The following is an 18,192-nucleotide window of genomic DNA, read 5'->3' as shown; positions in this document are numbered from 1 at the left end:
CCACCCTATCCACGGTAGGGGCAATTTTAAACATAACTTGAATAAATCTTATTTAGCGACAGAAAACCTATAATACTATTCTTGTTTTTGTATTGATTATGATGAATTAATAAATACATGATCAACGTATAGTTTATACTGTATTCCTTCCTGGACTGTGATTTGGCAACAGGAGTGGTATACTCTCAGGACATGAAGATTAACTTCTATACAGATAAAAAGCTGTCTACTATTAACAGATGACTCCTCAAGTTACAGTAATCGATCACCCATTCGTGCAACACAAGCTAACCCTTATGCGTCAGGCGGATACCAGTACGGCTAAGTTTCGTCAACTGATGAAAGAAGTTGGTAGCTTGCTGGCTTACGAGGTAACACGGGACTTACCGCTTAAATACGCAGCGATTAAAACACCCTTGGCTCCCATGCACGCTCCCATGCTGGCTTCGGATAAGAAAATGGTGATTGTTTCGATTATGCGGGCAGGGCAAGGGCTGGTTGATGGTATCTTAGAACTGATTCCTTCCGCCCGCTTGGGGCATATTGGCTTGTATCGTGAACCCACGACTCGGATTCCGATTGAATATTATTGCAAACTGCCTCATGATATCGAACACCGAGACATTTTGGTTGTTGATCCCATGGTGGCGACAGGGAATACAGCCGTAGCCGCCGTGGATCGGGTGAAGGATTTTATCCCGTTGTCCATCAAGTTTTTGTGCTTGTTAGCTGCACCGGAGGGAATCGCGAATTTCCATGATCATCATCCTGAAGTCCCTCTGTATACTGCCGCTATTGATGAAAGCTTAGACGAGCATGGCTATATTTTGCCCGGACTTGGGGATGCAGGCGATCGCCTGTTTGGGACAAAATAGCAGTAAGCTTTGTGTTGCACCATCGACATCTGTCATGAATCGCACTATAATTTCACAAGAAAGGCATTAGACATCTCCGGAAATGAGATTTTAACCTAGACAGAATAATGATTTCAGAGTATTTCCGGAGATATCTATTCGACTCCAATTAATAGCTTCATCCGTAAAATAATGCAATTTATAGGTAGATAAACTGTGTTAACAAAAAATCGAATTAAATGGCTCGATGTATGTAGAGGTATTGGCATAATTACGGTTGTTATAGTACACACAAATATTGCTATAAAAGAATATTTATTGTGGTTTAATATGCCCTTATTTTTTTTCCTTAGTGGATATTTTTATAAGCCTAGAACTGATTATATAAAATTCCTAAAAGTCAAACTAATTTATTTTCTTGTTCCTTATATGGTATTTCTTGTTTTGCTTAGCATTCCTGAGTATACTAGCTATACAATCCAAATGTTTCAAGATCAAGATCCGGAAATTGACTGGATTCGTAAAATAATTGGCGTATCAATTTATAAACTTTATGGAGGCAATAATCTTTGGGGCTGGTTTGGGGTTTTTTGGTTTATAACTTGCCTATTCTTTACACAACAGTTTTATAATTTAATTTATAATAAATTTGGCTCCAGAAAAATGCTTTTTTTCGGAGTAATAATCAGTTTTTACTGTTTGGCTATGTTAGATCAATGGTTTTTAAAAGGTGTAAATTTTCCCTGGAACATTAATGTAGTAGCAATGGCTTTGCCATTTTACTGCCTGGGACATCTCTCTGCTAGATATCCAACCAATAGTAATCAAAAAATAATCAATTTAGCCGCCATTATAATATTTGCAACAGGGATTATATTGGCTCACTGGCTGAAACTAAATTTAATTCTCAATATGAAAATAAAAATGTATGGAATTTTCATTGTAAATATATTGCTGGCAACTTCTGGGATAATCCTTGTACAAAATACATCTAAATGGATTGGAAATTTTAGATATATTGAGAATATTTTAATGGAACTTGGCAAAAGTTCTCTAGTGATAATGTATTTACATTTATTAGTATTACTCACGTTAAAAAATGTATTTAATATAGAAAATGAACTGGCGAGAATAATTATTGCCTTGATCATACCTTATTTACTATACAAAATAATATCACTCAATAAAAACCTACGCAAATTATTCTTGGGAGATTTCAAACAAGATACTGTTCCTAATAAATCAGCCAAATAAACTTTTCATCATTTAAATCACTTATGCAGATTTGCTGTAAATACTCAGGCTTAAGAGTTTGGCATTTTACTAATACACAAGGTTAGAGGCGTGACAGCACAGTTTAATGGCAAAATACTGTTTTGAATATTTGTTGGTATTCGGTCGGTAATTATGAGAGAATTGAACAGAAAGATTAGTGGCTTTTTTATGTTATCTCCCCCACGAAGAGTATTTTTAACTCTTCATCAAGAAGAAACATTATGTGAATTAAGTCGAGACAGCTAGGTCAATCAAAGAACAAAAGATAGAGCTTCGGCAATACGACTGTCATCGATGGGATGGCAAGTTGCCAAAATAGCGGTTTATTTAAAATGGTCAAAACAGGATGGAAGAATCACTCTTGATTGGACGCGATCGCAAACCCCCCTCCCCCAGATTTGCCTTTCTCCACAACGGATACCCGACAAGGATTACAAAACTTCATACAGTACCCTTCATACAGTGCCGTTTTCTTTTGCCCAACTACTTAGTACTGAATTAAACCCCATTCTATAGTATAAATTCAAAACAATGGTCAATAAAAGGTTGAGGGTTTTTCCTCGCCAATTAACAATCAAAACCGCCGCTATTGATGAAAGCTTAGACGAGCATGGCTATATTTTGCCCGGACTTGGGGATGCAGGCGATCGCCTGTTTGGGACAAAATAGCAGTAAGCTTTGTGTTGCACTATCTATATCTGTTATGAATCCCACCATTTTGGTGAAACAACTTCTACTAGAAGAAATTAGCGCCGAATGCTTTCAACCCTTCGGTCAGTTGATCACGCCGACAGCCGATGATAAACCCTATGATGCGACAGATGCTCAATTAATGTTGCACAACGGTACTCCCCGTTTTTACATCATGCGCTTGTACCAAAGAGGTCGCAAATTTCACAAAATCACGCGCCATCGCCAATGTACCCAATGTTTAGGTTCTCTAGAAGGGAAAGACTGGTGGATGGCGGTTGCACCGGCTTGTGAACGTGAACAACCCGCCATTGATGAAATTAAAGTTTTTCGGATTCCGGGAAATTGCTTTATCAAGTTAGAACTAGGGACTTGGCACGCGGGTCCTTATTTTGAACATGATTTTGCCGATTTCTATAATTTGGAACTGAGTGACACAAATGAGGTTGACCACTTTACGCATGATTTTCGTGAAAGCCACAATTTAGAATTTGAGATTGTTGATAGAAGCCTAAAACCCTATAGTATTTTTAGGAAAAAGTAGGTACAACTCTAAATAATGAACAATTAAAAACAGCATTAGTTTTATGCAAGTAAAACCGAACAATAGTAGAGATATCCGATTTGATATTCTTAAAGTTATTGGCATTGTCGGAATTTTTGCTGCCCATGCCATTTATGGAAATAGTCAAAATTCCATTGAAATGGTCGTACAAGAACTCCGAAACTTTGATGTCCCACTCATGGTCATCATCTCAGGAAGTGTTTTTTATCATTCTTCTGGTGATAAACAATATTCATTCATCACTTACCTGAGAAAAAGAATTCCTCGATTAATTATTCCAGTATGGTTTTTTCTTGTAGTATTTTTTATTTTTACATATCTAGTCACTTTGGCTCAAGATGAAAATCAGGTATTCCCTTTTACTTTAAAAGAAATAATAGGAAGCTTTTTTTTGTTAAATTATATCAGTATTGGATATGTTTGGATTATTCGTGTCTTTGTCTTAGTCGCCATTGTTTCTCCACTTTTATTAAAATTTAAGCAAGCCTTGTCAAGTCGGCTATTGTTTTTGATGTCTTTGGCAATTATTTATGGCGCTTATGAAGTATTGGCTAGTTTTATCCTCAATTTAAATGTAGAAGATACGGGCATCGCTAATCCTATTCTTGATTTCATTTACGGCAGATTATTCCTCTTTGTATTTTGGCAGCAAATTTGTTTTTATTTAATTCCTTATGGCTGTTTATTCGGACTGGGGATGATAATGGCAAGGATGAAAAATAGCTCAATTTTATTAATTTCTATTTTCGCTGGTATTGTGTATCTTATTTTAGGATTAAATTATTATAGTGACGCAGGATCTTTTGTTTCAACCTATATTGCCAAGTTCCCGCCGAGACTTTACTATGTGTCTTATGGTATATTCATGTCAACTTTAATATATTTATTTGTTGACTTTTGCTTGAATCTATGGAATAAATTAAATTATCATAAGAATCAGATAGATCAGATCAAAAAAATTATACTTTTTATTAGTTCTTCGTCACTATGGATCTATTTGTGGCATATTCTATTAATTTATCATGGAGGAGCTATTTTTAGAATAATTAACATTAAATCACAAGCAATTGAACGTTTTTTGGTGTGGTTAATACTTTCGGTATTGATTACATATTTACAAAAAATATTTATATCTTATATCATTAAAAGAACGACATACGGTCAAAAATATTCTGAAGCCTTATCCGTGATGTTTCTTAAGTAAAATCAATAGCTTATTGGGGCGATAATAGGGGGTAAATCCAATTTTTGCCAAAACACCATCTTATTATAGGATTAGCATCCTGCCCACGGGACAAGAGTATCCACCAGCATTGTTCGAGATCCCCGTACCCCCTCAATCCGAGCAAAAATGGTAGGATGATCATAAAAATGCCGCCCTAAGCGGTGGTTTATCATGGGTTAGCCGTTAGTCACTGGGACTCGTGCAAGATTGCCTGTGAACCCTTCCCTCCCCTATTCATGCCCTTAGTCTTGAGTGTCTAACCTTAACCCTAGACCAAGCGCGATTAGACGTATCCCTCTCCTGCTATGTTAAAAAACTTACTTGGCGATCCAAATACCCGCAAACTTAAAAGATACCAACCGTTCGTTGCCGATATCAACGTTCTCGAAGAAGATATCCGATCGCTCTCCGATGAGCAACTCCAAGGGAAAACCGCAGAATTTAAGCAGCAGCTTGAAAAAGCAACAACGGATCGTGAGCGAGAAGAGTTACTTGAGGATCTCCTACCCGAAGCCTTTGCAGTAGTGCGGGAAGCAGCACGGCGGGTTCTGGGAATGCGCCATTTTGATGTGCAGCTATTAGGTGGCGTGGTGCTGCACCGGGGAGAAATCGCGGAGATGAAAACGGGTGAGGGGAAAACCCTGGTATCCACCCTACCGGCTTATCTCAATGCACTCTCAGGTAAAGGTGTACATATTGTTACCGTCAACGATTACCTAGCCCGTCGGGACGCGGAATGGATGGGACAGGTACACCGTTTCCTCGGATTAACGGTGGGACTGATTCAGTCGGGTATGGGTCCTGCGGAACGACAGCGCAATTACGCCTGTGATATTACTTATGCCACAAACAGCGAGTTGGGCTTCGACTACTTGCGGGACAATATGGCAACATCGATGAATGAGGTGGTGCAGCGTCCCTTTAATTACTGCATCATTGACGAAGTAGACTCCGTACTCATTGACGAAGCCCGCACCCCTCTGATTATTTCTGGGCAGGTGGAACGCCCCACCCAGAACTATATGAAAGCGGCTCAAATCGCTAAGATGCTTCAGCCAGAGGAGCATTATGAGGTCGATGAAAAAGCTCGTAATGTGATCCTCACCGATGAAGGCTTCATCCAGGCAGAGAAACTCCTAGAGGTTGAGGATTTGTATGACCCAGAAAATCCCTGGGCGCATTATATCTTCAATGCGATTAAGGCAAAGGAACTATTTACCAATGACGTAAACTACATCGTCCGTAACGACGAAGTGGTCATCGTCGATGAGTTTACCGGACGAGTCTTACAGGGACGCCGTTGGAGTGATGGACTGCATCAGGCGATTGAGGCAAAAGAAGACGTCGAAATCCAAAAAGAAACCCAAACCCTAGCTACGATTACCTATCAAAACTTCTTTTTGCTCTATCCCAAGCTAGCTGGGATGACGGGAACCGCGAAAACAGAAGAAGCCGAATTTGAAAAAATCTATAACCTACAAGTCACAATTATTCCCACCAATAAGCCCCCCGGGCGGCGGGATATGTCGGATGTAGTGTATAAAACTGAGGAAGCCAAATGGAAAGCGGTTGCCCGAGAATGCGCTGAAATGCATGAGCAAGGACGCCCAGTCTTGGTGGGTACAACCAGTGTGGAAAAATCAGAAGTGCTTTCGAGTTTGTTAAGCCAATTAGAAGTTCCCCATAATCTGCTCAATGCTCGACCGGAGAACGTGGAACGGGAATCAGAAATTGTCGCACAAGCGGGTCGTAAAGGGGCTGTGACAATTGCGACAAACATGGCAGGACGCGGAACCGATATTATCTTAGGCGGTAACGCTGACTACATGTCGCGGCTAAAAGTGCGAGAATATTTCATGCCCCAGATTGTCATCCCTGAAGAAGAAGATTCTTTTGCGGCTATGGCATCCGGTAGCGGAAAACGCTCCCAAGCTCAAGGGTTTGCCCCAGGGAAAAAGGTGAAAACTTGGAAGGTGAGTCCCCAGATTTTCCCGACTCAGTTGTCTCAAGGTACGGAACAAAAGCTGATTGAGGCGGTGAAGTTTGCGGTGCAGCAGTATGGGGAGCGCAGTCTACCGGAATTGGAAGCGGAAGAAAAAGTGGCGATCGCGGCGGAAAATGCCCCCACTGATGACCCGGTGATTCAAAAGCTGCGGGAGGTTTGTCGGGCGGTGCGAAAGGAATACGAAGCCTTTACCCATAAAGAACATGATGAGGTGATTAGCATCGGCGGATTGCATGTAATTGGTACTGAACGCCACGAATCTCGCCGGATTGATAACCAACTGCGGGGACGGGCGGGACGCCAAGGTGACCCAGGTTCGACGAAGTTTTTCCTCAGCTTAGAAGATAACTTGCTGCGGATTTTTGGGGGCGATCGCGTGGCGGGGATGATGAATATGTTCCGGGTTGAGGAAGATATGCCCATCGAATCGGGAATGCTGACTCGTTCCTTAGAAGGGGCGCAGAAAAAAGTTGAAACCTTCTACTATGACACCCGGAAACAGGTGTTTGAATATGACGAGGTGATGAATAATCAGCGGCGGGCAATTTATGCGGAACGTCGTCGGGTTTTAGAAGGATTAGATCTCAAAGAACAAGTCATCCAGTATGCGGAGAAGACCATGGATGATATTGTAGATGCTTATGTCAACCCTGATTTGCCACCAGAAGAATGGGATTTAGCCAGCTTAGTGGCAAAGGTACAAGAGTTTGTCTATTTGCTGCAAGATCTCCAGCCAGAGCATCTGGATGATATGACAGTTACGGAGATTAAAACCTTTTTGCATGAAGAAGTCCGTAAAGCCTATGACATTAAAGAAGCCCAAATCGATCAGATTCAACCGGGATTGATGCGACAAGCTGAACGGTTCTTCATCTTGCAGCAGATTGATACCCTGTGGCGGGAGCATTTGCAATCGATGGATGCTTTGCGCGAGTCTGTCGGGTTACGGGGGTATGGGCAGAAAGACCCACTGATTGAGTATAAGCAAGAAGGGTATGAAACTTTCTTGGAGATGATGATTGACATCCGTCGCAATGTGGTGTACTCGCTGTTCCAATTCCAGCCGCAAGTGCAACCGCAAGCCGTGTAGTTTTGAGTCATTTCTCGTGAGCCTGAGATCCCTGACTTCTTGAAGAAGTCGGGGATCTCTTCTGTGAGAGGCATAAAGTTTTGTATACTGAATAATATAGTATTTGCAATTTAAAATGACTTCCCAAACGCCATCGATTCAATTTTTTGAAGGACTTCCTGAAGAACTGAGTAATGTTAGCTTACGGCGAAATCAGAGTTCGGGCGTGCGTTCAGTATTAATGAGTTTCGATTCCTTAAAAGCGATAGAAAAATTCCAGAGTTATACCAAGCGATTCGCTAACGCCTTGCTCTTAATCGATGAAGAAGGGCAAATTAGTGTTGAGCCATCATCGGTTAAATTTATATTCAGTGGTCCAGAAGGTGATGATTTGAAGCGGGTAGACTGCGAATTTGACATCGAACAGCAAGATCACTGGGATCGTTTCATGCGCTTTATGCACCGCTATGCCGAAGCCAATGATATGGCTTACGATGACACAAAACAAGGACAGGGAGCAGAGTAACTTAATCGTGAAAATCGCTATTACTGGAGCCACTGGATTTATTGGCTCTCGCTTAGTCAAGCGTCTGCTTGAGAAAGGGCATCAACCCTTAATTTTAACCCGAAACCGAGCCAAAGCGACTAGGCTGTTTCCCAATTTAGAGATTGTGGGTTATACTCCCACCGAATCCGGAGCTTGGCAAGACGCGATCGCGTCTTGCGATGGGGTGGTGAACTTGGCGGGAGAACCCATCGGTGAGAATCGTTGGACACCGGAACGTAAGCAGGCGATTCTCAATAGCCGCCAACTGGGAACCCGGCAAATTGTAGACGCGATCGCGAAAGCTCAACCCAAACCTAGGGTATTAGTGAATGCGTCGGCTATTGGCTATTACGGGACTAGCGAAACAGCAACATACACTGAAACCAGTCCCCCTGGAGACGATTTCCTCGCCCAAGTCTGTCAGGCTTGGGAAGCTGAAGCCGAAAAGGTGAAAGATGCCGATGTTCGGTTGGTTATCCTCCGATTTGGCATCGTTCTCGGCGATGGTGGCGCACTGGCAAAAATGCTACCCCCATTTAAACTCTTTGCTGGGGGTCCGATTGGGAGTGGGCGTCAGTGGTTCTCTTGGATACACCGAGATGACCTCGTGAACCTGATTATCGACGCACTCACCCGCAACGACATGGAAGGGGTATTCAATGCAACAGCACCCAACCCCGTGCGGATGTCGGAATTTTGTCAAACCCTAGGGGATGTGCTGAATCGTCCCTCCTGGTTACCCGTTCCCAGCATTGCCCTAGAAGCATTACTGGGAGAGGGGGCTAAAGTTGTTCTCGAAGGTCAAAACGTGTTGCCTAAGCGGACGACTAGCTGTGGTTTTAACTATCGCTATCCAACACTCAAACCCGCGTTAGCCGATATTGTTACCTGATAGTAACGTTCCGCTCTACAGTTCAACAACCCTAACCTAGCTATCGCTGCTCTGTTAGGGATTGCCGGACAAACGACAATTTAAACCGTTGAACACCGCATAGAGTCTCAGTTCGCAAGCAGAGTGGGGAGGATGTCAACGTCTAGGATTAAAGCGACGGATATCAGCCACAAAGATTTTTGATCGTCACAGCGTTTTAACTGGACTTTGGGTTGCTGAGGAGTCTTTTAGCGGTGAGTTATCCGACACCCGTTGTAATCGTGCGCCAAGTTTCTTTAACTTCGCCTCTAGCTTCTCATACCCTCTGTCTAAATGATGCAGTCCCTGAATCGTGGTTTTACCATCGGCGGCTAGGGCGGCTAATACCAGTGCGGCGGATGCGCGTAAGTCAGTCGCAACGACAGGGGCGCCTGATAACAGAGGCACACCACGTACAATCGCATTATTGCCTTTGATCCGAATATCTGCCCCCATGCGATTGAGTTCGGGGACATGACCTAGACGATTTTCAAACACGGTTTCGGTAATCACACTATCCCCATCACTCAGCGTTAATAGTGCCATGAATGGGGCTTGCATATCCGTGGGAAATCCTGGATAGGGTAAGGTTTCAATATCCGTAGCGCGAATTATCCCTGTTGGGACAATCCGTAGACAGTCAGGGGCTTCCTGAATCACTCTCATGCCAATGTTTTGGAGTTTCGCGATCGCGGCGGTAATATGTTCCGGTACAACCGGGGAAAGAGTGAGTTCTGACTGGGTAATTGCCCCAGCCACTAAAAACGTACCCGTTTCGATGCGATCGGGAATAATTGAGTAGTCTACCGAATGTAAACTGGGAACGCCAGAAATGATAATCGTGTTTGTCCCCGCCCCCCGAATCTTGGCACCCATGGCGTTACAAAACTTTGCCAAGTCCACCACTTCTGGTTCTTGGGCAGCATTTTCTAAGATCGTTTCCCCTGAAGCCAATGTCGCTGCCATCATCAGGGTTTCCGTTGCTCCCACGCTGGGATAGTCGAGATAAAATTTTGCCCCTTTTAACCGCTGCCGCCCATTCCCCCTCACATAGGCATTAACCATACCATGCTCAATCTGCACCTCAGCACCTAGGGCTTGCAATCCCCTAACATGGAGATCGACAGGTCTAGCGCCGATGGCACAGCCACCCGGTAAAGGAACTTGAGCCGCGCCCAATCGTGCCAGCAGAGAACCAATCACAAAGAAACTGGCTCGAAGCTGATTAACTACCTCGTAGGGCGCTTTTGACTGTTCCAGGTGACGCGCATCGATATCCAAGATATCCCCATGATGGTTTAGTTTAACACCCAAAGCCGTCAGCACCTGACCCATCCGCGCTATGTCTACCAAGGAAGGCACATTACGCAGTCGGCAATCTTGAGGACACAGCAGCGCCCCTGCCATAATTGCCAATGCCGAGTTCTTCGCGCCACTAATGGTCACATGTCCTTTGAGGGACGAACTGCCCCAAATCTCTAGAACGGATGGGTTCCCCTTGGGTACAGATCCAGTATCTGTCAGATTAAGAGAGTGGTTGATAGGTCTATCCTCCAGAATCGGTGAAATCTTGGCATTTTTTAAAATTTGGTTTTGATTCTACCTGAAACAGGGCAAATGTCTAGATTTGCTTCCCAAACTGGTGAATCAACCAGCATTGAATTTTACCTTGTCCGATGCCGAAAATCCGCAAAAAATAAATTAGTTGACAAAGGCGTCAGTATAGTCGCATAATGGAAAACTGCATGGAAAGAAGCGGAACTGGCGGAATTGGTAGACGCGCTAGATTCAGGTTCTAGTGTTCGCAAGAACTTCCGGGTTCAAGTCCCGGGTTCCGCATCGAAGATTGTAGAGACGTAGCATGCTACGTCTCTACGCTGACCTTGAACTTGATAATGCTGACAAGTAGCAAGAATCCTCTAGTTAAGGCAATTCGGAAACTGCACACAGCCAAAGGGCGGCGGGAGGAGCAACTTCTGCTGTTAGAGGGAACCCACCTGTTGGCAGAAGCTTGTGCGGTCAATTATCCCCTAGTCACCCTTTGTTGTACACCAGATTGGCAGCAAACTCATCCGCAACTTTGGCAAGACGCCACACCTCAGTGTCAGCGCGTTGAAATTGTTGAACCCTCTGTTCTCAAGGCGATGGCGACAACTGTTCAGCCAGATGGCGTGGTGGTAACGGCAAAGTCTTCATCCCTCGTCCCTCCTCAGATTCCCTGTTCCCTCGGTTTAGTTTTACAGACGCTGCAAGATCCGGGAAACTTGGGAACCATCATTCGTACCGCAACCGCCGCAGGTGTTGATGGTTTATGGCTGAGTCGAGACAGTGTAGACTTAGAGAATCCCAAAGTATTACGGGCTTCAGCGGGTCAATGGTTTCGTCTGCCCATGAGTAGCAATGCTAATCTAAGTCAGGTGGTTAGGCAAAGTCAGGATCAAGGGGTACAAGTTGTGGCAACTCTACCCAAGGCGACATTGAGTTACTGGGAAATAGACTGGCGCTGTCCTAGCTTGATTCTACTGGGCAATGAGGCGGCGGGACTGCGCCCTGAGTTAGCCGCACTCGCTGATAAATCGGTGCAAATTCCCCTCAGTCAGGATGTAGAATCTTTAAATGTTGCGATCGCGGCGGCTTTAATCGTCTATGAAGCGCTGCGCCAACGGGTAGGGCATGGCGCGTGAGTTTTAAGTTAACTCCCCCATCTCCTTCATCTCAACCATCTCCCCCTGCACTTTGGCATCTCGGCTCTGTTGTCTTCCTATTCATCCTCTGGTAACTCAGTGTCGCCAAAAAATGCATCGAGATCAGCCGCAGCTTCTTCGAGAAGATCCAGATCGAAAATGTCATCGTCTGACTGGGAGGATTTTGATTGAGGAGTAGGGGCAATCGAAGAAGAACGACGGGATGGCGATTGGGGAGGAGGGGATGGGTGCCCCAAGAGATTCTCAAGTTGGTCAAGGGATTCCACAAAGGCTTTAGCTGCTTCATTTCGATGATTTTGCTGAGGTTCGCGCATAATAGTTGATTTCCTAAAGCTAGTGTTTATGGAGATGAACGCTACTCATTAGCCTATGTCGGAGAAACTAGCACCCTTACCGTTTAATCCTATGGTATAGTCTTTTAGGGGCTAACGATTAGAGCTTGATTTACAGGTAATTTCTAGATATTTCCCGAAAAATCTTTTGAGTGGATTTGTCGGGAGAGACAACCCTTTTGGCTGTAGGATAAATATCTAAGCGGGTTTTCCGGTGTGACAACTTTGGGGCGAGAGTGCGATCGCGCGCGACATTAAACGCATCGTTCAATGTGGAGCAAGCCGCCGTAGGGGCTTGGTTACCAAGCCCGTACTGGTGGGGGAGAGCCTGTAGACTGGTTTAGTGCCGACACTGAAGCGAGTGAAGCAAGAAGTAAACGGCAGGTTCTACCGGGTATTGGTAGATTTGTGTAAGTTTTATGTAACGGAAATGGATGTGAGTCAAGAATTTGATTACGATTTAGTGATTATCGGTGCTGGTGTCGGTGGGCATGGCGCGGCAATACATGCTGTCAGTTGCGGATTGAAAACCGCCATCATTGAAGCCTCCCAAATGGGCGGTACTTGTGTAAATCGCGGTTGTATCCCGTCAAAAGCCCTATTAGCCGCATCAGGGCGAGTACGGGAGTTACGCAATACCCATCATCTGAAATCCCTGGGAATTCAGGTGGGTGGCGTAAACTTTGACCGAGACGCGATCGCAAACCATGCGAATACCCTTGTGAGTAAGATTCGCGGCGATCTCACCAACAGTCTCAAACGCTTAAATGTTGATATCATTCCCGGTTGGGGTCGGGTAGCTGGACAACAAAAAGTAACGGTGACGACAGACAGTGGCGAAAAAACTGTTACCGCCAAAGACATTATCCTCTGTACAGGTTCCGTTCCCTTCGTCCCCCCCGGTATTGAACTCGACGGGAAAACCGTATTCACCAGCGACGACGCCCTAAAGCTCGAATGGTTACCCCAATGGGTGGCAATTATTGGCAGTGGTTATATTGGTTTAGAGTTTGCTGACATCTATACAGCTCTAGGGTCGGAAATCACCATGATTGAAGCCCTCGACCAGTTAATGCCCACATTTGACCCAGATATTGCCAAACTAGCCACCCGGGTGCTGATTTCTCCCCGCGATATTGAAACCTATTCCGGCATTCTGGCACAAAAAGTGACTCCCGGTTCACCCGTTGTAATTGAACTGGCGGATGCCAAAACCAAGGAAGTTGTGGATGTCCTAGAAGTTGATGCTTGCTTAGTCGCCACGGGACGGATTCCCGTGAGCAAGGATTTAGGCTTAGAATCAGTAGGTGTGGAAACAGATCGCCGAGGATTCATCCCCATCAATGATCAAATGGCAGTTTTATCCGGTGACGAAGCCATTCCCCATCTGTGGGCAATTGGTGACGCCACAGGTAAACTCATGCTGGCACATGCGGCATCAGCTCAAGGGGTTGTCGCCGTGGAAAATATCTGTGGGCGTCATCGTACCATTGACTATCGCAGCATCCCCGCCGCCGCCTTTACCCATCCAGAAATTAGTTACGTGGGACTGACTGAACCCGCCGCCAAGGAACTCGGAGAAAAAGAGGGATTTGAAGTTGCCTCAGTGAGGACGTATTTTAAAGGAAATTCCAAAGCGATCGCACAAGGAGAGTCGGATGGCATTGCCAAAGTTATCTATCGTAAAGATAGCGGTGAAATCCTTGGTGTTCACATCTTGGGCATCCACGCCTCTGATTTAATTCACGAAGCCTCAAACGCCATCGCCCAACGACAGTCTGTAAATACTCTGGCATACTTAGTCCATGCCCATCCCACATTGTCAGAAGTCCTCGATGAAGCCTACAAGCGAGCCGTTGCTAGTCATTAAACCTATTGTGATCAAGAACAAATAACGTAGTACAAGAAGGCAGAGGACTCCACGGTTCCAGGGCTGTAAACTTTAAAGTATGTGCTTTTTTGCCTGTTGTTAACTCTTGACCAATGACCAATGACCAACGCCGAATGACAAATGACCAACTACCAATCCGCCGCCGTCCACCCAATCCGGCGGTTGACCTGAATATCCTGCGCTATCAAGTCGTTCTCCCAGACGCCCAGCCGCGCCATATTCTGGAAGAAATTGTCTGGCATAAAGAAACAGAAGTTGACCGGATGCGGGAACGGCTACCCTTAGCTGAACTCCGGAAACAGATAGAATCGGCACCACCGCCGCGTGACTTTAAAGCGGCGTTATTAGGGGCAAAGACTCGTCCGGCATTAATTGCTGAAGTAAAAAAGGCATCTCCCAGTAAAGGCGTGATTCGGGAAGCGTTTGACCCCGTGGCGATTGCCCGTTCTTATGAACAAGGTGGTGCTTCTGCCATATCCGTGCTGACTGATCAAAAGTTCTTTCAAGGGAGTTGGGAGAATCTCAGCCAAGTTAGGGCTCAGGTCAACTTGCCAATTCTGTGTAAAGAGTTCATCATTTATCCCTATCAACTCTATCTGGCTCGGAGTCACGGTGCTGATGCGGTTTTGCTGATTGCGGCGATCTTGTCGGATCAAGACCTACGCTACTTTGTCAAAATTGCCAATGGGTTATCCATGACCCCTCTTATCGAAGTGCATACCCTGGATGAATTAGACCGCGTGTTATTGGTAGATGGCGTTACCCTAGTAGGTATAAACAACCGCAACTTGGCAGATTTCTCAGTTGATCTCCAAACAACCTGCCAACTTCTGGCAGCGCGAGGTCAGCAGCTCAAAGAACGCGGTATTCTGATTGTCAGTGAGTCAGGAGTGCAAAAAAAAGCCGATTTAGAGCAGGTCGCATCGGCGGGTGCTACCGCTGTACTAATTGGTGAATCATTGGTTAAACAACCTGATCCAGCCCAAGCCATCACCAATCTATTGCCAAGTTCGTGAGTTCTGTGTAATCAATCGTCCTTGCCTGTTGATTATTGTATTAGTTTTATAGAGCAGGTCAGATCATCCGATACGCTTGTCGAACGTGAAGATTAATCGCAATTCGTCCATTTAAGGTAAGCCAGGTTTCATGGAGCCAATACCCCTTCCGTCATATATTCACTACGAACTGCTACTACAGATGCTAGAGCGTCATACTGCCTTTGCCACGAATCAAAACCCGATGATTCGAGAACAGGTGCATCAGTTGATTGCCACTCTCCGCAAAGCGTTAGCCCAGCAGAAACAACTAGAACAAACCTGTGGGCGCCTCAACTTACCCGTTGAGTACCGTTGGTCACTCAATAATGTCAACGTTGAGTCAAAATCATCGGATAATGGTTTTCCTCTAGATTCGGAAACCAAAACTCAGTCATGAGATAGTGGTGTCATTCTGAATTATGTGATACTCAACGATTGAGGATAACGCTCATGGATAATAAGTTGATGCTGATGATTCCCGGACCAACACCGGTGCCCGAACAGGTATTGCTGGCGTTAGCCAAGCATCCAATCGGGCATCGCAGTGGGGAATTTAGCGCCATTATGGCAGAGGTGACCCAAAACCTAAAATGGTTGCACCAAACTCAGAACGATGTTTTGGTGTTAACGGTGAGTGGTACGGGTGCCATGGAAGCCGGGATTATTAATTTTTTGAGTCCTGGCGATCGGGTTTTGGTCGGAACTAATGGTAAATTTGGCGATCGCTGGGCAAAGATGAGTGCAGCGTTCGGTCTAGAGGTGGAGACGATTACGGCACCGTGGGGTCAACCCCTCGATCCGGAACAGTTTCGCCAAAAGCTGGTGGCGGATACGGATAAGACAATCAAAGCCGTTATTGTCACCCACTCAGAAACCTCCACAGGTGTACTCAACGACCTGGAAACGATTAATCGTTACGTCAAAGAACACGGTCAAGCTCTAATTATTGTAGACGCGGTAACCAGCTTAGGCGCTGTCAGTTTACCGATTGATCAGTGGGGGATTGATGTGGTAGCCTCAGGTGCCCAAAAAGGCTATATGGTTCCCCCTGGATTAGGGTTTGTCTGTGTCTCGGATAAAGCTTGGCAAGCTTACGAGACAGCCAAACTGCCTCGCTTTTATTTAGATTTGGGTGTGTATCGTAAAGCGGCAAAAAAAAATAGCAATCCGTTTACCCCCCCAGTCAATTTAGTGGTGGGACTGCAAACAGCGTTGCAAATGATGCAAGCTGAAGGGTTAGATAATATTTTTGCCCGTCATCAACGCCTGATGCAAGCAACTCGGGCGGCGATTGAGGCGCTTTCCCTTCCCCTATTTGCTCCGGATATCGCCGCCAGTCCAGCGGTAACGGCTGTGGCGCCTGTGTCGATTGAAGCCGAACAAATTCGGGGCGTGATGAAAAAGCGCTTTGATATTTCCCTAGCTGGGGGACAGGATCACTTGAAAGGCAAAATATTTCGCATTGGTCACCTAGGCTTTGTTTGCGATCGCGATATTCTGGCGGCGATTGGGGCGCTAGAAGCGACGCTGCGAGAGTTGGGTTATGAGTCCATGACAGCAGGAGCAGGAGTGTCAGCGGCGGCTCGCGTCTTGACTCAATCTTAGGCTAAGCCATAAACGAAATACACTAAAGACGCCAAAAAAAAGCGGGTCAACTAGCGACCCGCTCTTTCTTGTAGAGGAATCAATGGTCAATGGATAACATTGTATGAAATTGAACGGTTTAGACTTGAATGGATTATTCCCAAAGCATAAGCACTTAGGCATTATTATATGCTCCTGACCGATTGTTTTAATTTCAGACTGTTTCCAGCCAGTCATAGATTTGGTCTAATTGCTGCAATGTGACTAAACCGTACTGCCACAGAATCATCGGTAATGGTCCTGGGTCTTGTTCCCGACGCCGTTGAGCGATCGCAATGGAATCGGTGGAAATTGCCAATTCCTCTTGCAGAAATCGTAAAAATTCAGAATAGGTTGCAGGTGCCATAACTGCTATTCACCTCCTTATCGGATCTATTGTGGAATCAGCGTCCTGCCTCTTTTAGCAATGGGTAGACACATTTAATACTGTCTACTAGCTGAGGGTTCTTTGCTTATTGTGATAGGTTAATCCGGCACTGCTTGTGTCCTAGATCACTGACCATCTAAGATGTTGATTGATCGAGTTGACAACTCACAGGATGTACTGACCAGGTATTGTTTGAACCCTCACCCCCCATCGACTCTTTGTGTACTGTTTCGCCTTGCCTCACCTCACACCACTAAAAGGCTGTTCCAGACTACACCCGTACTTGGTCGCTTTGATGGGTATCCACCACTAATGCAGGTTACTACCTCGTCGTCAATGGTCTTAGATTAGAAATCTATCTTACGAAATGTTAACGTAATTTCGTAGAAAAATCTTTACATCGTTTATTTATTTTCTCAATGATGTTAATCAAAATTTAAGATTCTGGCGATGGATTAATCTCATCCTCTAGGATGGTGATTGTGATGCGATCGCCCACCTTGAGACCCAGTTGAGCGGCTCGTCCACCGGCAAGTTCAATCACTTGGTCAACCAGAACCCCCGGACCGTAGGTAGGACAGGGATTAGCAGTGCAGGGGGGAACATTTGCCGCGATCGCTTTGACTTCGCCATCTCGCAAAAAGATCATATCCAAGGGGATTTTCACATTCTTCATCCAAAACGTAGCAGGTCGCGGCGGATTCAAGGGAAACAACATCCCTCGGTTTGGTGCTAAAGCCGTGCGATACATTAATCCAATCTGCTGTTGTCCAGGTGTTCTAGCGACTTCGAGTAAAATCTGCTGATCACCGATCTGAGTTTGAGCGCTAATGGGTAACATCTGACCGGAATTGGGAGGTGACGAGGAGAGGGATGGCGGTTCTGGAAGCCGTTCGCCGGACTTCAAGAGTGTTCCATCGGCGACATTGTTTGAGCCGGAAGCCGAACATCCAAGCAGTATCAGACTCAGGGTTATTCCGAATAGGCGAATATGATAGTTCATGAATCAGTAGGGTTTGCTGAATAAGTATTGGTGCAATTAATGATAAATATCCTAACTGTTTAGCACTGAACCG

At 45.2% G+C, this 18,192-nt stretch carries 17 protein-coding genes and 1 tRNA gene; 14 read left to right on the top strand and 4 right to left on the bottom strand.

The annotated features are described in order from the left end of the window. Positions 1 to 239 precede the first annotated feature (239 nt). From upp to thyD, 8 genes are all read left to right on the top strand, one after another. Complete coding sequence (upp, locus tag RID09_RS19140) at positions 240 to 875, top strand: uracil phosphoribosyltransferase (RefSeq protein WP_446337513.1); 636 nt, start codon at positions 240 to 242, stop codon at positions 873 to 875. A gap of 195 nt (positions 876 to 1,070) precedes the next feature. Beyond that, positions 1,071 to 2,108: an acyltransferase family protein gene (locus RID09_RS19135; RefSeq protein ID WP_446337512.1), complete on the top strand. Its 1,038-nt coding sequence runs from the start codon at positions 1,071 to 1,073 to the stop codon at positions 2,106 to 2,108. A 552-nt stretch (positions 2,109 to 2,660) separates the two neighbouring features. Beyond that, positions 2,661 to 2,798 (top strand): uracil phosphoribosyltransferase, encoded by a 138-nt coding sequence (locus RID09_RS19130; RefSeq protein ID WP_446337511.1) that lies wholly within the window; start codon positions 2,661 to 2,663, stop codon positions 2,796 to 2,798. Positions 2,799 to 2,832: 34 nt separating this feature from the next. Then, positions 2,833 to 3,363 carry an ureidoglycolate lyase gene (locus RID09_RS19125; protein ID WP_446337510.1) on the top strand — a complete coding sequence of 177 codons (531 nt, stop codon included), beginning with the start codon at positions 2,833 to 2,835 and terminating at the stop codon, positions 3,361 to 3,363. A 43-nt stretch (positions 3,364 to 3,406) separates the two neighbouring features. Next, positions 3,407 to 4,588, top strand: coding sequence for an acyltransferase family protein (locus tag RID09_RS19120; protein ID WP_446337509.1), 1,182 nt, complete (start codon positions 3,407 to 3,409; stop codon positions 4,586 to 4,588). 326 nt (positions 4,589 to 4,914) lie between these two features. Then, on the top strand, positions 4,915 to 7,704 hold the full coding sequence (gene secA / locus RID09_RS19115; RefSeq protein ID WP_446337508.1) for a preprotein translocase subunit SecA: 2,790 nt from the start codon (positions 4,915 to 4,917) through the stop codon (positions 7,702 to 7,704). A gap of 115 nt (positions 7,705 to 7,819) precedes the next feature. Further along, complete coding sequence (gene psb28, locus RID09_RS19110; protein WP_446337507.1) at positions 7,820 to 8,209, top strand: photosystem II reaction center protein Psb28; 390 nt, start codon at positions 7,820 to 7,822, stop codon at positions 8,207 to 8,209. 7 nt (positions 8,210 to 8,216) lie between these two features. Next, a complete protein-coding gene (gene thyD, locus RID09_RS19105; RefSeq protein ID WP_446337506.1) occupies positions 8,217 to 9,122 on the top strand; it encodes a thylakoid membrane protein ThyD in 906 nt (301 codons plus the stop codon). Positions 9,123 to 9,308: 186 nt separating this feature from the next. Here thyD and murA read toward each other — a convergent pair whose 3' ends face one another. Further along, complete coding sequence (murA, locus tag RID09_RS19100; RefSeq protein ID WP_446337555.1) at positions 9,309 to 10,697, bottom strand: UDP-N-acetylglucosamine 1-carboxyvinyltransferase; 1,389 nt, start codon at positions 10,695 to 10,697, stop codon at positions 9,309 to 9,311. Between the two features lie 198 nt (positions 10,698 to 10,895). Between murA and RID09_RS19095 the strand changes: the two genes are divergently transcribed. Further along, positions 10,896 to 10,979, top strand: a tRNA-Leu gene (locus RID09_RS19095). 56 nt (positions 10,980 to 11,035) lie between these two features. Continuing rightward, positions 11,036 to 11,824 (top strand): TrmH family RNA methyltransferase, encoded by a 789-nt coding sequence (locus RID09_RS19090; RefSeq protein WP_446337505.1) that lies wholly within the window; start codon positions 11,036 to 11,038, stop codon positions 11,822 to 11,824. A 77-nt stretch (positions 11,825 to 11,901) separates the two neighbouring features. Here the strand turns inward: RID09_RS19090 and RID09_RS19085 are convergent, their stop codons facing one another. Next, positions 11,902 to 12,159, bottom strand: coding sequence for a hypothetical protein (locus RID09_RS19085; protein ID WP_446337504.1), 258 nt, complete (start codon positions 12,157 to 12,159; stop codon positions 11,902 to 11,904). Between the two features lie 454 nt (positions 12,160 to 12,613). On the opposite strand from RID09_RS19085, the gene lpdA reads away from it, so the two are divergent. The 4 genes from lpdA to RID09_RS19065 all read left to right on the top strand — a co-directional run bounded on the left by lpdA (position 12,614) and on the right by RID09_RS19065 (position 16,710). After that, positions 12,614 to 14,047, top strand: a complete 1,434-nt coding sequence (gene lpdA, locus RID09_RS19080) for a dihydrolipoyl dehydrogenase (RefSeq protein ID WP_446337554.1) — start codon at positions 12,614 to 12,616, stop codon at positions 14,045 to 14,047. 113 nt (positions 14,048 to 14,160) lie between these two features. Next, positions 14,161 to 15,084: an indole-3-glycerol phosphate synthase TrpC gene (trpC, locus tag RID09_RS19075; protein WP_446337503.1), complete on the top strand. Its 924-nt coding sequence runs from the start codon at positions 14,161 to 14,163 to the stop codon at positions 15,082 to 15,084. Between the two features lie 130 nt (positions 15,085 to 15,214). Beyond that, positions 15,215 to 15,502 carry a DUF5340 domain-containing protein gene (locus RID09_RS19070; protein ID WP_446337502.1) on the top strand — a complete coding sequence of 96 codons (288 nt, stop codon included), beginning with the start codon at positions 15,215 to 15,217 and terminating at the stop codon, positions 15,500 to 15,502. Between the two features lie 53 nt (positions 15,503 to 15,555). After that, entirely contained in the window at positions 15,556 to 16,710 is a 1,155-nt protein-coding gene (locus RID09_RS19065; protein WP_446337501.1) for a pyridoxal-phosphate-dependent aminotransferase family protein, read from the top strand. Positions 16,711 to 16,903: 193 nt separating this feature from the next. Here RID09_RS19065 and RID09_RS19060 read toward each other — a convergent pair whose 3' ends face one another. Together RID09_RS19060 and RID09_RS19055 are read right to left on the bottom strand one after the other, a co-directional pair. Next, positions 16,904 to 17,095: a DUF2949 domain-containing protein gene (locus RID09_RS19060; protein WP_006100242.1), complete on the bottom strand. Its 192-nt coding sequence runs from the start codon at positions 17,093 to 17,095 to the stop codon at positions 16,904 to 16,906. 457 nt (positions 17,096 to 17,552) lie between these two features. Then, positions 17,553 to 18,119, bottom strand: coding sequence for a DUF192 domain-containing protein (locus RID09_RS19055; protein ID WP_446337500.1), 567 nt, complete (start codon positions 18,117 to 18,119; stop codon positions 17,553 to 17,555). Positions 18,120 to 18,192 lie beyond the last annotated feature (73 nt).

Source organism: Coleofasciculus sp. G1-WW12-02 (assembly GCF_040219735.1).
GTDB lineage: Bacteria > Cyanobacteriota > Cyanobacteriia > Cyanobacteriales > Coleofasciculaceae > Coleofasciculus.
Note: the sequence above shows the minus strand (reverse complement) of the source record. Positions and strands in the feature narration are given on the sequence as shown.